The organism is Nocardia sp. NBC_01499, assembly GCF_045040275.1.
In the GTDB taxonomy this organism is placed as follows: domain Bacteria; phylum Actinomycetota; class Actinomycetes; order Mycobacteriales; family Mycobacteriaceae; genus Nocardia.
In genome coordinates, this window is record NZ_CP109426.1 from 4,229,953 (window position 1) to 4,244,165 (window position 14,213).

Here is a 14,213-nt window from a genome sequence, read left to right on the forward strand (position 1 = left end):
GCGACGGCGCAACCCGCAGTGGCCAGGCTGCGCCGCACCCGCTGGCTGCTGACCGCGCTCATCACCGTGATCACCGCGACCTGCCTGATCATCCTCGGCCTGCTCGCGGCGACCATCGACGCGCGCTCGCGCCACAACGCCGTCGACAACAGCCTGGACCGGGTGGTGAGCGGGCTGTGGCGCAGCATCGACTTCAACCTCGACGACCAGGCCATCGACCTCGATCTGGTCGAGAGCGACGACCTGGCCAACGGCGAGACCGCGGTCATGATCGTCACCAACGATGACAACGGGCGCTGGCGCGAGATCTACGGACACCTGCGCTCCTGGCTGCCGCCGGGCAATGGCGCAGAGGCGTTGGCCGACGACGCCGTGCGCGCGGGGGAAACCGTTTTCCAGGATGGATACGACAGCGCGGGCCGTCCGGTGCGGCTCGCGGCGACGCCGGTCTTCTGGGAGGACACGAAAACCCAGGCGGTCGTACTCGCAGGCACGAATCCCGGGCTGGTCGATCGCGATCGGGCGCTGCTGCTGTGGGCGCTGGTCGTCGGCGGGCTCACCCTGGTCGCCCTGTCCGCCCTTGCGGCACACGCGCTTTCGGGACGAAGCATGCGCCAAGCGCTGCTGCTCGTCGAAGAGCAGGAACGCTTCCTCGGCGATGCCGCGCACGAATTGCGCACGCCGCTCACCACTTTGGGGCTGGTCACCGCGCCGCGGCGGCGCGACCCGCACGAGGTCGAGCGCGCACTTGCCGACGCGGGCGAGCTGGGGACCAGGATGGAACGCATCGTCGCTGGCCTGCTCGCGCGGGCGCGCATGCAGGCGGGGGTGACGACGATGGAGCGGGTGCAACTGCTGCTCGATCAGCTCACCGAGTCGGTTGTCGAGGAATTCAAGGCCAATGTTGTTGTGGTGAGCAGCCCTACGGTCGTCGTCGGCGACCCGAACCTGCTGAGCCTCGCGGTGCGCAACCTGATCGAGAACGCGATCACGCACGGCGCGATCAACCCGGACGCGCCGGTGGAGGTGCACGTCGCGCAGGGGCGGGTCAGCGTGCGCGATCACGGCGCGGGATTGAATCCACAGTTGTCGAGCAATCCGTTCGAGCGCGGCATCACCGGTGGACGCGGCAGCGGCATCGGGCTGGCGCTGGTGGCCTGGATCGCCGAATTGCACGGCGGCACTGCGACTATGGAGCCCGCGCCGGGCGGCGGCACCATCGCGACCATCGCGCTACCGCCGCCGACGCACGGGCTTTCCTGAGTCCGGGGCTACCGGTTCGCCTGGCGCACTTCCTTGTTCACCGCACCGTCCGCGGGAACCGGCTCCAGGATCTCGGGGCGCGGTTCGGGTGCCGCGATGCGCAACGCGTCGGCGGAGTCGTCGTCGGGCTGGGTCTGCGAACGGATCTCCGCCTCGACGCGCGCGCGGTAAGTCGTTACCTCGCGCTCGATTTCGGCGTTGTCCCAGCCGAGGATCGGCGCGACGAGATCGGCGACCTGCTGCGCGCTGTCGGCACCGCGATCCGGGTACTCGATGGAGATGCGGGTACGGCGGGCCAGGATGTCGTCCAGGTGCAGTGCGCCCTCTGCCGCGGCCGCATACACCGCCTCCACCTGCAGATACGACGGTGCAGCGGTAATGGGTTGCAGCAGTTCGGGTTTGCCGTCCGCCATCGCCATCACCTCGTCGATCAGCGAGCCGTATCGATCGAGCAGGTGCTTGATCCGGTACGGGTGCACGCCGTACGCCTCGGCCAGCTGCACGGTCTGATTGACAAGCGCGAAGTAGCCGTCGGCGCCGAGCAGCGGCACCTTCTCGGTGATCGACGGCGAGACGCGGGCCGGAATGTCTTGCGCCGCTTCGTCGACGGCGTCGTAGGCCATCACCCGATAGGTGGTGTACTTGCCGCCCGCGATGCTGACCAGACCGGGCGCGACCCGCGCGACGGCGTGTTCGCGGGACAGCTTGGAGGTCTCGTCGCTCTCGCCCGCGAGCAGCGGCCGCAGGCCCGCGTAGACACCGTCGATGTCGTCGTGGGTGAGCGGGGTGACCAGCACGTCGTTGACTCGGTCGAGCAGATAGTCGATGTCGGCCTTGGTGGCGGCGGGGTGCGCGAGGTCGAGGTTCCAGTCGGTGTCGGTGGTGCCGACGATCCAGTGCGTGCCCCACGGGATGACGAACAGCACCGAGGTCGGCGTGCGCAGGATGATCGCGGCGTCGCTGACGATGCGGTCGCGCGGCACCACGATGTGCACGCCCTTGGAGGCCCGGACGTGGAAGCGGCCGCGCTGGTGGGCCAGCGCCTGCACCTCGTCGGTCCATACGCCGGTCGCGTTGATCACCACGTGTGCGCGCAGGTCGGCGGTGCGGGCGTCGTCGCTGTCGCGCACCTGCACGCCGACCACCCGGTCCGACTCGCGCAGGAAGCCGACCACCTGGGTCGAGGTGCGGATCACCGCGCCGTAGTGCGCGGCGGTGCGGGCGACGGTCATCGTGTGACGGGCATCGTCGACGACCGTGTCGTAGTAGCTGATGCCGCCGACCAGCGAGCTGCGCTTCAGGCCGGGGGCCAGCCGCAGTGCGCCCATCCGGGACAGATGCCGTTGGCCGGGAACGGATTTGGCGCCACCCATGGTGTCGTAGAGCATCAACCCGGCCGCGACATACGGACGCTCCCACGCGCGGTGGGTGAGCGGATAGAGGAAGCGCAGCGGCTTCACCAGATGCGGCGCCAACGCGGACATCGAGAGTTCGCGCTCCTTGAGCGCCTCGCGCACCAGGCCGAACTCCAGCTGCTCCAGGTAGCGCAGGCCGCCGTGGAACATCTTCGACGAGCGGCTCGACGTGCCGGAGGCGAGGTCACGCGCCTCGACCAGCGCGACCTTCAGCCCTCGGGTGGCCGCGTCGAGCGCGATACCGGCGCCGACAACGCCACCGCCGATAACGACCACATCGAAGTGGTCTTTGCCGAACCGCTCCCAGGCCGTCCTGCGCTGCTCCGGACCGAGGAACTGGGATTCCGGTTTCTTGGTCATGCTCGACTCCTCCAGCCGCGTTGTCGACGACGTAGTGGTCTTTTTCGGGCATTCGTTCGAGCTGCTCTTGGTACAGGCTATGCCAGTGGCTTCGGATCTCTTCGACCACGGCATCGCTCGTGTCGCTCGGCACTACTCGTCGGTAACTGTCTTCGACCCTAATCGAGCGGCGCGGGGTCGGCGAGGTGATCCGCGACAGGACCCGCGAAAGCCACAATCGGACACAGCGGGCCCTGTGTTTAGTAACCTGCAGCAATGCGTCGCTATGTGGCCGCCATCGACCAGGGCACGACTTCGAGTCGCTGCATCATCTTCGATCGGCAGGGGCGCGTCGTCGGCGTCGCCCAGCGGGAACACGAACAGATCTTTCCACGACGGGGCTGGGTCGAGCACGACGCCGAAACCATCTGGAAAAACACCGAATTCGTGCTCGGCGAGGTGCTGAAGCAGAACAAGCTCAGCAGCGACGACATCGCGGCGGTCGGTGTCACCAACCAGCGCGAGACCACCGTGGTGTGGGATCGCGCCAGCGGCAAGCCGATTCACCACGCCATCGTCTGGCAGGACACCCGCACCGATCGGCTGACCACCGAGCTCGGCGGCGACATCGGGCCGACCCGCTATCAGGAACGCACCGGGCTCCCGCTGTCCACCTACTTCGCCGGGCCGAAGCTGCGCTGGATCCTGGACAACGTCGACGGGGTGCGCGAGCGGGCCGAGGCGGGTGAGCTGTGTTTCGGCACCATGGACAGCTGGGTGCTGTGGAACCTGACCGGCGAGCACATCACCGACGTGACCAACGCCTCGCGCACCATGCTGATGGATCTGAATACCCGGCAATGGGATTCGGAGATCTGCGCGGAATTCCAGGTGCCCGAGTCGATGCTGCCGGAGATCCGCAGCTCCTCGGAGGTGTACGCGGAGATCACCTCGGGGCCGCTGCAGGGGATTCCGGTCGCCGGCATCCTCGGCGACCAGCAGGCCGCCACCTTCGGCCAGGCCTGCCTGTCCCCCGGCGAGGCCAAGAACACCTACGGCACCGGCAATTTCATGCTGCTCAATACCGGAACCACGCCGGTGGTCAGCAAGCACGGACTACTCACCACCGTCTGCTATCAGCTCGGTGACGAGCCCGCCGTGTACGCGCTGGAGGGCTCGATCGCGGTCACCGGCTCACTGGTGCAATGGTTTCGGGACAACCTTGGCATCATCTCGTCGGCGGACGAGATCGAGCCGCTGGCCCGCAGCGTCGAGGACAACGGCGGCGCCTACATCGTGCCCGCGTTCTCCGGCCTGTTCGCGCCGCGCTGGCGCCCGGACGCGCGCGGCGTGATCGCCGGGCTCACCCGGTACGTGAACAAGGCGCATCTGGCGCGAGCGGTGCTGGAGTCCACCGCTTTTCAGACCGGCGAGGTGGTCGACGCGATGCGCGCCGACGCCGAATCCGAGCATCTCGACCTGGAGCTGACCACGCTGAAGGTGGACGGCGGCATGGTCAGCAACGACCTGCTCATGCAATTCCAGTCCGACATCCTCGACGTGCCCGTGGTGCGTCCGGTCGTCAACGAGACCACCGCGCTCGGCGCCGCGTACGCGGCCGGGCTCGCGGTCGACTACTGGTCGGGCACCGACGACATCCGGGAGAACTGGGCCGCCGACAAGACCTGGGAGCCGACGATGTCGGCCGAGGACCGGGACGAGCACCTGAAGTCCTGGAACAAGGCCGTCGAACGCACCTACGACTGGGCGGACTGACTATCCGGCCGCGCTGGCCAGCCGATCAACGGCCTCGGTCAGGGTCGCGGCGTCGGAAGTCGTGAAGCACATGCGCATCGAGTTGCGGTAGCCGCCGTCGACGGCGAAGGCGGAGCCTGGCACATAGGCGACGCCCGCGTCGAGGGCACGCGGGAGCAGCGCCTTCGTGTCGGTCCCGTCGGTGAAGTCGGCCCAGACGAACATGCCGCCCGTCGCGTCGGTGCACTGCACGCGGTCGCCGAAACGCGTGCGCACCGCGTGCACGAGGGATTTGGCGCGCTCGCCGTAGACCGTGCGCACGTGGTCGACGTGCGCGGTCAACCATGCCTCGTCGGCGAGCAGGTCGGCGGCGATCTGGTGGGTCAACGCCGAACCACACAGGTCCGCACCCTGTTTCAGCAGTTCCACCGCGCGGCACACCGAGTCGGGCGCGACCATCCAGCCGACGCGCAGCGCGGGCGCCAGGATCTTCGAGGCGCTGGACAGTCGAATCACGTTGCGGGAGTACGTCGCCACCGGCGCGGGGGCGGGGTTGTCGAACCACAGCTCGCCGTACGGGTCGTCCTCGATCACCCAGAATCCGTGCGCGTCAGCAAGTTCGGCGAGTTCAGCGCGGCGCTGCGGGCTCATCGTCACACCGCCGGGATTGTGGAAGTTGCTCACCGTGTGCACCACGGCCGGGCGTTCGCCGCGGGCGAGCAGGTCGGCGAGCACGTCGGTGCGCATACCATCGGCATCGAGCGGCACCGCGACGATCCGCGCACCGGCGGCCCGAAAGACCTGCAGCGCACCGACATACGCCGGATCCTCGACGACGACCAGCGCGCTTGTGTTCACCCGCCCCGCCGGCTCCGCCGGCTGCCATCCCCCATGGTCGAGCAACACCTCGGCAAGCAGCGAAAGCGCCTGCTGCGAACCGTGTGTCACGAAGACCTCATCGAGAGCCACCGTCCGGCCGAGTCGAGCCGACTCCCGCTCGGCGAGCACCGCGCGCAACGGCGCCCAGCCGGGCGACTCGGTGTACTGCAGGCAGGCGGGGCCGCTCAGCGCCGCCTCCGCCGCGGCGGCGATTCGCTCACGCGGCATCAGCTCGGCGTCGGGCAACCCACCGGCCAAACCGATGATCTCCGCACGCGTGGTGAGCTTGAGCAGGTCACGAATCGCCGAACTCTGCAGACCGCCGAGTTTGGCCGCGAGCGGTGGAATGGTCGGCGACATGGAAACCTCCGAACGAACGCCAAGGTACGCGAAAGCCGACTGTCCCATATCGCCGACCAAGATATGAAATCAGTTTCTCATATAGTGAGAACTACCGTGTGCCGCGCTCCTTGATGGCGTACACCAAGATCTTGCCGTCCCGGTTCACCGTGGTGATGGTCTGCGGGTAAATGGTCTTCTTGCCGTCGGGATGGAGTTCGGTCAGGTCGACGTCGAACGTATCGGTGGCGACCTCGTTGATCCGCAGGCAGTGCGTGGTACCGACCGGCACCTGCTCGTCGATCCCCTTCTGGATGATGTCGGCGGTCGACACGTTCTCCGCGTCGGGCGCGACGAAGCGCCTGGCCTGTGCACCGCTGCGTTCGACGTAGAAGGCGTGCTGGAAGCCGAGGATCGCGCCGGGCCCGCTGGTGGTGTCGCCGGCGCCGTTGCCGACAGTCAGCTTGCCGTCCTTGACGGACTGGCAGCTCAGGCCGGCACCGGTGGTCGCGGCGGGCGGTGCCGCGTGGTCCTCCCCGTTGTTCCTGGACGCCAGGATGACGGTCACCGTGAGCCCGATCAGAATGACGACCGCGAGCACGCCCGCGAGCACATTGCGGCCGGTGTGCGAGCCGGAACGCCGAGGTGGCGGCGGCGGGGCGGTCGGCGTGGCCGGGGCCAACCGCTGCGCGATCGGATCATCCGCCCAGGACAGTCCCGGCGAGGTCAGCGGCGGCGGCTTCGGCACGCTGCCGGTGTCGGTCGGGCGGGTCCACCACGAGTCCTTGTCGGCGTCGGCGGCCGACCGCATGGCCTGTATGCGATCGATGGGCGGCACCCGGGGCGGCACGGGCGGCGATGTCGGCCTCGGCTCGGGAAAGGACGTCGAATCCGGTGCGCGGTACTGCGGGGGCGGCGGCGGTGTGGTTCCCGCGTCGGCGGCGGGCCGCCACACCAGCTCGGGATGCTCACCCGTCTGCTCCGGCGCCTGCCAGTGCGGACCGGTATCGCCCGTCGGCGGGCCGAACTCCGCGACCGGCGGACCGAACTCCGAGACGGGAGGTCCGAATTCTGAGACAGGCGGGCCGAATTCACCCACCGGGGGGCCGAAATCCGACGCGGACTGGTCGTCGGATTCCTTCTCCCTCGGATCACCCTCGGAGGTCACACCCAATCCTTTCCCCAAGACACGCGTGTGGGGCGGTCGCGAACGACCGCCCCACCCGTTGAATCAGCCCCAGTAAGTCTCAGTACTGAAGTGAGCCACCCCACTGGGTGGTGACCCCACCTACGTCGGCCGTTTGCGGAGCGAGATCGCCCGGCTGCAACGGAAGTTTAACCTGCGCGGCCGCTTCGAGTGCCGCGGCTCCGCCCGGCTGTTCCTTGATCCAGTCCTCGACGGCCGCCTTGGCCAGGTTGGCCTGGGTGGTGTCGAAGACGGAGATCGTCTTGTTGTCGGCCAGGCCGACGCCACCGGTGTAGGAGGTGACCTTGACGGTGTTGGCGTCGACGTACTCGACCGAGACACCGGCCTCACCGGCACCGGCCGGGGTGCGGTACCCGATGGTGCCGACGTAACCCGACTGGTTGTTGAAGTGGTGGGTGTTCGCCACGTAGCCAGGCAGCAGCGCGCCACCGTCGACGTTCGCACCGATCTCCTGGTGCGGGCCGGTCATCTCGACGACCGGGGCGGGCGGGGCGGCCTGCAGCTGCGGTGACTGCCAGCGCGGCTGTTGCTGCGGCTGGACCAGCGTCTCGGGCTGCTGTGCCTGATTGTTGTCGCCGCCCGGCGTGCTCGGCGTCGTCTGCTGGCCAGGCTGGCCCGGCTGCTGCTGACTCGGCTGTTGCGGGGTGGCGGCGCCGCCCGGCTGGGCAGGCTTCTGATCTCCCGGCGGCGTATCCGGCACGACCGCGGGCTGCGGCTGATCCGACTGACCCGGCACCGGCAGCGGCGCGACGCGCGGGGTGGTGACACCCGGCTGGGTCGGCTGAGCCAGCTTCGGATCCTTGTTCGGATTCGGGTTCGGCATCACCTGATTGGGGTCAGGCGTGGTGACGCCCGGCTGGGACGGCGTAGGCGGGTTGGTCGGACTGGTGGTCGGCGGGTTGGCCGGATTGGTGTTCGGATCCGGCTTGGTGGTATCCGGACTCGGCGGTGCCTCGTTGACCCCCGGCTGTGCCGGCGATGGGCTCGGCGGCGCGGTGGTGGGAGGAATGCTCGGATCGTTAGGCGCTGCCCCCGCCGGCGCTGCCAAAAGAGAGGCCACGGCGGCCGCGGCGGCCAGTGGCAACGAGGTGCTCGCCATCGCTCGCTGCGCCCGACTCGGCTTACGATGTTTCACTTTTCGTTTCCCTTTCCCGGGTGTGACCTTGGTTCGGCCACACTCAGTTGTCTCTGACGAGACGCCCGGTCGTCGAACGACGCGAAGGTCATTCGACGTTTCGACTGGGAAAGATCCATCCCCCCGAACACCGAACCACGCGACCGCCCGCCGATCGCATCTCTGCGGGAAGTGAACCATATGTAGGCCTGATGAGCAATGTGTATGAAAACTTCACATGGCACGAACGCCGCTGAACCGCAAGACCATTCAATCGAGGTCGTCGTGCCGCATCAACTGGCGTGCCGCTTCGGTCACCGATCCGGTCAGCGACGGATACACCGAGAAGGTCTGTGCCAGGTCGTTGACGGTCAGGTTGTTCTGCACCGCGAGGGCGATCGGCAAAATGAGTTCCGACGCGATCGGAGCGACCACGACGCCGCCGATGACAACGCCGGTGGCGGGGCGACAGAAGATCTTCACGAAACCCCTGCGCAGGCCGAGCATCTTGGCCCTCGGGTTGGTGTTCAGCGGCAGCATCACCGTGCGGGCCGGCGTCTCGCCGTTGTCGATCGAGGTCTGGCTCACGCCGACGGTGGCGATCTCCGGTCGGGTGAACACCGCGGACGCGACCGTCTTCAGCCGGATCGGGCTGACGCCCTCGCCGAGCGCGTGGTACATCGCGATACGGCCCTGCATCGCGGCCACCGAGGCGAGCGGCAGCAGGCCGGTGCAGTCGCCCGCCGCGTAGATGCCCGGCACCGAGGTACGCGAAACCCGGTCCACCCGCAGGTAACCGCCGCGGTCGAGCTCGATGCCGACCCGTTCCAGTCCGAGGCCTTCGGTGTTGGGGGTGGAACCGACGGTCATCAGTGCGTGCGACCCGGCGACGGTCCTGCCGTCGGACAGCTTGACGACGACACCCTCGGCGGTGCGCTCCACCGCGTCGGCGCGCGCGTGCTTCACCAGCTCGACACCGCGCTCGGCGAGCGCGTCCTCCAGCACCAGGGCCGCGTCGGCGTCCTCACCCGGCAGCACGCGGTCCCGACTGGAGACCAACCGCACCCGCACACCCATTTCGGTGTAGGCGGAGACGAATTCGGCACCGGTGACGCCGGAACCGACCACCACCAGGGTTTCCGGCAGTTCTTCCAAGTCATAGAGCTGGCGCCAGTTGAGGATCCGCTCACCGTCGGGCTCGGCACCCGGCAACACGCGCGGGCTCGCACCAGTGGCGATCAACACAACCTCGGCCTCGATGGTCGCCTCGGTGCCGTCGGCCAGCTTGGCGAGCACCTGGTGCGCGGCCAGCCCGAAGGACGCGTCGATCAGCTCCGCGCGACCGGCGAGCACCGTCACGCCGACGGTCTGCAGCTTCGACCTGATGTCGGAGGACTGGGCCAGCGCCAACGCCTTGACGCGGCCATTCACCTCGGACAGTTGCACGGTCGCCTGGTTCGGATCGAGGGTGATCCCGAGATCACGGGCCCGGCGCAGGTCCGTGCGCACGCCGGTAGAGGCGATGAACGTCTTGGAAGGGACACAGTCCCAGAGAACACAGGCCCCGCCGATGCCGTCGCTATCGATCAGCGTCACCGACGCACCATGCTGGGCTGCCACCAGCGCCGCCTCGTAGCCGGCCGGTCCGCCACCGATGATCGCTATGCGGGTCATTGATACCTCCGCTTCTGGTTGCGCACCGGGATCTCCGGTACCTGTCAACGTTATCGGGCGAGGCAGGCCCACCTGCCGCCCGGCCACCACCCCCCCACGGAATCGCTACGCGATGCGGCGTCTGCACGGTCGCCGCGCCCGGAACGCGCCACCGGAATGCCGCATCTGGCCGGGATAGAGTCGATCCTCGGATGTTATTGGCTACCCTTCTCTGGTGCCGATTTACGCCGCCTATGGGTCCAACATGGACTCAACCCAGATGCTCGAGCGCTGTCCGCACTCGCCCATGTCCGGAACGGGCTGGTTGGAGGGCTGGCGGCTCACCTTCGCTGGTGACGACATCGGCTGGGAAGGGCCGCTGGCGACAGTGGTCGAGGAGCCGGGCTCGCGGGTTTTCGTCGTGCTCTACGACGTGTCGCCGGAAGACGAACAGCGGCTCGATCGCTGGGAGGGCTCGGACTTCGGTATTCACAAGAAGATCCGGCTGCGCGTCACCCGCAGCGAGAGCGGCGCCGATCCGACATTGTCCTGGTTGTATGTGCTCGACGCCTACGAAGGCGGCCTGCCCTCCGCGCGATACATCGGCGTCATCGCCGATGCGGCCGAAAAGGCCGGAGCGCCTGAGGATTACGTGCACTCGCTGCGAACTCGTAACAGCCGCAACGTAGGCCCTGGGAATTTCGGCTGACAAACGAACGACGTGGCCGACCCGAGGGGGTCGACCACGTCGCTGTTCAACTCGAAATCAGTGTACGGCCTTGCACATTCGCAAGCGCGCTAAGCGTTCAGGACGATATTGCTCATCACCCGAACGCCGACCGCGAGCGCGCGCTCATCCAGATCGAAGGTCGGCTGATGCAGATCCAGCTGCTCGCCGTGTCCGGACCAGACGCCGAGGCGCGCCATCGCGCCTGGCACCTCTTCCAGATACCACGAGAAGTCTTCGCCGCCACCGGATTGCATGGTGTCGGCCAGCGCGTCCGGGCCGATCTTGCGGATCGCGTCCTCGAACATCCGCGTCGACTGTTCGTCGTTGACCACCGGCGGCACGCCGCGACGGTAGTTCAGCTGGTAGCGCACGCCGGTCGGGGCGAGCAGACCGTCGACGATCTCGCGCACCATCGGTTCCAGCAGCGACCAGGTCGCGTGATCGCCGGTGCGGACGGTGCCGGTGAGCATGCCGGTCTGCGGAATCGCGTTGGGCGCCTTGCCAGCACTGACCGCGCCCCACACCATGACCGTGCTGGTACGCGGATCGATGCGGCGGCTGAGCAGACCGGGCAGCCCGGTTATCACGGTGCCGATGGCGTAGACCAGATCGCTGGTGAGATGCGGACGCGAGGTGTGCCCGCCCGGCGAATCGAGCACGAGTTCGACGGTGTCGGCGGCCGAGGTGATCGCGCCGACGCGGATGCCGACCCGGCCGACCTCGAGTCGCGGGTCGCAGTGCAGCGCGAAGATCCGCTGCACACCCTCCATCGCGCCGGTGGCGACCACGTCGATCGCGCCGCCCGGCATCACCTCTTCGGCGGGCTGGAAGACCAGTCGGACGCCGACCGGCAGCTCAGGCACCTCGGCAAGGGCGAGCGCGGTACCGAGCAGGATCGTGGTGTGCGCGTCGTGCCCGCAGGCGTGCGAGACGCCGGGCACGGTGGAGGCGAAACTCAGGCCGGTGAACTCCTGCAGCGGCAGCGCGTCCATATCGGCGCGCAGGCCGATACGCGGGCCGTCCGGCCCGATGTCGCAGATCATGCCGGTGCCACCGGGCAGCGGCCGCGGCGTCAGACCCGCCTTGATCAGCCAGGACGAGACGAATTCGGTGGTGGCGAACTCGGTGCGGGAGAGTTCCGGGTTGGCGTGGATGTGCCGACGCCACTGCACGAGGTCTAACGCGTGCTCGGCCAGCCAGCCCTCTACTGATCCCAAACCGGTTCCCACGGTGTTCGGCAATACGATGTTCGCCGGGCTCTCCGCGAGGGCGCATGCGCCCGCGTCCGTGCCCGTCGCCCGCTCGGCCGAACGGCCGGTAGTGCTCACGCCTGCGCCTCGCTGCCGCTCGGCTCCGCCGTGCGCACCGGGCGCACTGTGCCCCCGGTTCGCTCGCTGCGCTCCCTCACTGAATCTCCTCCTGTCGTTGAACGAGCCGTTGCAACAACCTGTCCCTTTGTTCTTCATCGTCGGCAGCGGTGATCGCGGTACGCGCGAGTGCGAGCGCACCATCGACAACCGCACGATCCGCCGAAGCGTTGACGCTCGCCGCGGCGAAGCCGGGCTGGTGCGTCACCGCGCCACCGGCATCAATGCCGATGACCGGGTGGATGCCCGGAATGACGTTGGTAACGTTGCCCATGTCCGTGCTTCCGAGCGGCCGCTGTGCCTCGAGCTCGGGTGCGATCGGCACTCGTCCCAAACCGGTTATCTGCTCGCGGTAGGCAAACAGTAACGCCGGATCGGGTGTCAGCTCGGTATATGTCGGCGCGACAGTCCGGATTTCATGGGTGCAGCCGGTCGCAAGGGCACCCGCCTCGAAACACGCCGACGCTCGTCGCATCAGATTGTCGAGAGATGCGGAGTCGACTGCGCGTAGGTAATACAGCAGTTCCGCACGTCCGGGCACGATGTTGGGAGCTACGCCACCATTGCCGACTATACCGTGAAGTTGCTGGCCAGGCTGGAGATGCTGCCTCAGCAATCCAAGAGCTACCTGGGTGATAGTGACCGCGTCGCCCGCGTTGCGGCCCAGTTCCGGGGCGGCGCTGGCGTGTGCCTCGCGGCCGTGGAACACGATGGCCAGATCGGCCATCGCCAGCGAGCGCGCGCCGACGATGTCGAACGGGCCTGGATGCACCATCATCGCCATAGCCACGTCATCGAAGACGCCGTGCTCGAGCATCAGCACCTTGCCGCCGCCGCTCTCCTCGGCGGGCGTGCCGAGCACGAGCACGGTCAGCCCGAGCGCGTCGGCTACCTCGGCGAGGCCGAGCGCGGCGCCGACGGCCGAGGCGGCAATGATGTTGTGCCCGCAGGCATGTCCCATCCCTGGCAGCGCGTCGTACTCCGCGCAGATGCCGACGGTGAGCGGGCCGCTGCCGAAGCTCGCGCGAAACGCGGTCGGCAGCTCGGCGACTCCGGTGGTGACCTCGAAGCCGCGCTCGGCAAGCGGCGCGATGGTCTTGGCGACACTGCGCGTCTCTTCGAATGCGAGCTCCGGCTCGGCGTGGATCGAGTGGGAAAGATCGATCAGCTCATCGACCGCGGCCTTGATCGCCGCGTCCGACTGCTGCATGGCATCGGTGCGCGCGACGTCGTAGTCGCTGCGCGATTCCTGGTGCCCGCTGCGCGGTGGTGGCATGGAACACAGTGTTGCACTTGGCCGCAAACCGAGCGCATCCCATATCTGTCCCGCCGAGCACAGCGCGTGCAGGCACAACGGCATTTCCGCAGTTCAGCGCGCCGCATTCGGCAGAAGGCGGTCGCCTCGATCGGACGACCGCGGAATCAACCCGCGGTGAAGGCGAGGTTCTCCGGTGTGGTCTGCACGGCCAGACCCGCCAGCGCCTTGGCGTGCAGCGCGCGCTTGATCACCGGCAGGTTCGGCTTACGGTTGCTCGCCAATGCCGCCGCCCTGGCCACCGCGGTCGCCAGCAACGACTCCGCGTCGGCCTTGCCGTCGATGATGCCGGCGGCGATCGCCTCGTCGGCCGGATAACGGTGACCGGTGGTCATCGCCTGCACGCAGACCTGGTTGGACAGGCGCTCGGTGAGCAGGGCGTTCATGCCGATGGTGAACGGCATGCCGAGGTGCACCTCGGGCAGGCAGTAGAAGCCGCGGTCGGCGCGCATCACCCGGAAGTCGTGCGAGGTGGCCAGCATCGCGCCAGCGCCGAAGGCGTGGCCGTTGATCGCGGCGACCGTCGGCATCGGGAACTGCAGCAACCGGGTGTAGAGCGAGTGCACCCGGTCGAGGTAGGCGTGCGTCTTGTCCAGGTTGCCGAACAGCCAGTCGGTGTCGAGGCCGTTGCTGTAGAACTTGCCGGTCGCCACGGTGACCAGCGCGGCCGGGCCCTCGGAGCTCTCGACCTTGTCGAGCACACCGTGGAACTCGTCGATCCAATCCGGGTGGAAGCGGTTCTCGCTGTCGGTCTGTCCCTCGCTCCCGAGGTAGACGACGAACACATCCCCATCACGTTCCAGATACGGCATGTGTGCAGAATATCCGGCCCGCGGC

11 protein-coding genes are annotated in these 14,213 nt (G+C 68.0%); 3 read left to right on the forward strand and 8 right to left on the reverse strand.

Annotation, left to right across the window (positions count from 1 at the left end):
- The first annotated feature begins 18 nt into the window (after positions 1-18).
- Entirely contained in the window at positions 19-1,263 is a 1,245-nt protein-coding gene (locus tag OG203_RS19525; protein ID WP_405167075.1) for a sensor histidine kinase, read from the forward strand.
- An 8-nt stretch (positions 1,264-1,271) separates the two neighbouring features.
- Here OG203_RS19525 and glpD read toward each other — a convergent pair whose 3' ends face one another.
- The gene (gene glpD / locus OG203_RS19530) at positions 1,272-3,038 is read right to left on the reverse strand and encodes a glycerol-3-phosphate dehydrogenase (protein WP_405167076.1); all 1,767 of its coding nucleotides are present in this window, start codon (positions 3,036-3,038) and stop codon (positions 1,272-1,274) included.
- A gap of 255 nt (positions 3,039-3,293) precedes the next feature.
- Between glpD and glpK the strand changes: the two genes are divergently transcribed.
- On the forward strand, positions 3,294-4,793 hold the full coding sequence (gene glpK / locus OG203_RS19535; RefSeq protein WP_405167077.1) for a glycerol kinase GlpK: 1,500 nt from the start codon (positions 3,294-3,296) through the stop codon (positions 4,791-4,793).
- On the opposite strand, the gene OG203_RS19540 is transcribed toward glpK, so the two are convergent.
- The 4 genes from OG203_RS19540 to OG203_RS19555 all read right to left on the reverse strand — a co-directional run bounded on the left by OG203_RS19540 (position 4,794) and on the right by OG203_RS19555 (position 9,985).
- Positions 4,794-6,011 (reverse strand): PLP-dependent aminotransferase family protein, encoded by a 1,218-nt coding sequence (locus OG203_RS19540; RefSeq protein WP_405167078.1) that lies wholly within the window; start codon positions 6,009-6,011, stop codon positions 4,794-4,796. It abuts the gene before it with no gap.
- 91 nt (positions 6,012-6,102) lie between these two features.
- Positions 6,103-7,158: a hypothetical protein gene (locus tag OG203_RS19545; protein ID WP_405167079.1), complete on the reverse strand. Its 1,056-nt coding sequence runs from the start codon at positions 7,156-7,158 to the stop codon at positions 6,103-6,105.
- A 79-nt stretch (positions 7,159-7,237) separates the two neighbouring features.
- Positions 7,238-8,332 (reverse strand): hypothetical protein, encoded by a 1,095-nt coding sequence (locus tag OG203_RS19550; protein WP_405167080.1) that lies wholly within the window; start codon positions 8,330-8,332, stop codon positions 7,238-7,240.
- Between the two features lie 249 nt (positions 8,333-8,581).
- Positions 8,582-9,985: an NAD(P)H-quinone dehydrogenase gene (locus tag OG203_RS19555; RefSeq protein ID WP_405167081.1), complete on the reverse strand. Its 1,404-nt coding sequence runs from the start codon at positions 9,983-9,985 to the stop codon at positions 8,582-8,584.
- 214 nt (positions 9,986-10,199) lie between these two features.
- Between OG203_RS19555 and OG203_RS19560 the strand changes: the two genes are divergently transcribed.
- Entirely contained in the window at positions 10,200-10,673 is a 474-nt protein-coding gene (locus OG203_RS19560) for a gamma-glutamylcyclotransferase (protein WP_150404309.1), read from the forward strand.
- A gap of 89 nt (positions 10,674-10,762) precedes the next feature.
- On the opposite strand, the gene OG203_RS19565 is transcribed toward OG203_RS19560, so the two are convergent.
- From OG203_RS19565 to OG203_RS19575, 3 genes are all read right to left on the reverse strand, one after another.
- Entirely contained in the window at positions 10,763-11,911 is a 1,149-nt protein-coding gene (locus OG203_RS19565) for a M20 family metallopeptidase (protein WP_405167922.1), read from the reverse strand.
- Positions 11,912-12,098: 187 nt separating this feature from the next.
- The gene (locus OG203_RS19570; protein ID WP_405167923.1) at positions 12,099-13,271 is read right to left on the reverse strand and encodes a M20 family metallopeptidase; all 1,173 of its coding nucleotides are present in this window, start codon (positions 13,269-13,271) and stop codon (positions 12,099-12,101) included.
- 212 nt (positions 13,272-13,483) lie between these two features.
- Complete coding sequence (locus OG203_RS19575; protein ID WP_405167082.1) at positions 13,484-14,188, reverse strand: enoyl-CoA hydratase-related protein; 705 nt, start codon at positions 14,186-14,188, stop codon at positions 13,484-13,486.
- Between the last annotated feature and the right edge of the window lie 25 nt (positions 14,189-14,213).

What these genes read in the sequence shown, in the direction of transcription:
- OG203_RS19555 (WP_405167081.1), bottom strand. Translation starts at nt 9,985, where the DNA reads ATGACCCGCATAGCGATCATCGGTGGCGGACCGGCCGGCTACGAGGCG.
- glpD (WP_405167076.1), bottom strand. Translation starts at nt 3,038, where the DNA reads ATGACCAAGAAACCGGAATCCCAGTTCCTCGGTCCGGAGCAGCGCAGG.
- glpK (WP_405167077.1), top strand. Translation starts at nt 3,294, where the DNA reads ATGCGTCGCTATGTGGCCGCCATCGACCAGGGCACGACTTCGAGTCGC.
- OG203_RS19540 (WP_405167078.1), bottom strand. Translation starts at nt 6,011, where the DNA reads ATGTCGCCGACCATTCCACCGCTCGCGGCCAAACTCGGCGGTCTGCAG.
- OG203_RS19575 (WP_405167082.1), bottom strand. Translation starts at nt 14,188, where the DNA reads ATGCCGTATCTGGAACGTGATGGGGATGTGTTCGTCGTCTACCTCGGG.
- OG203_RS19570 (WP_405167923.1), bottom strand. Translation starts at nt 13,271, where the DNA reads ATGCAGCAGTCGGACGCGGCGATCAAGGCCGCGGTCGATGAGCTGATC.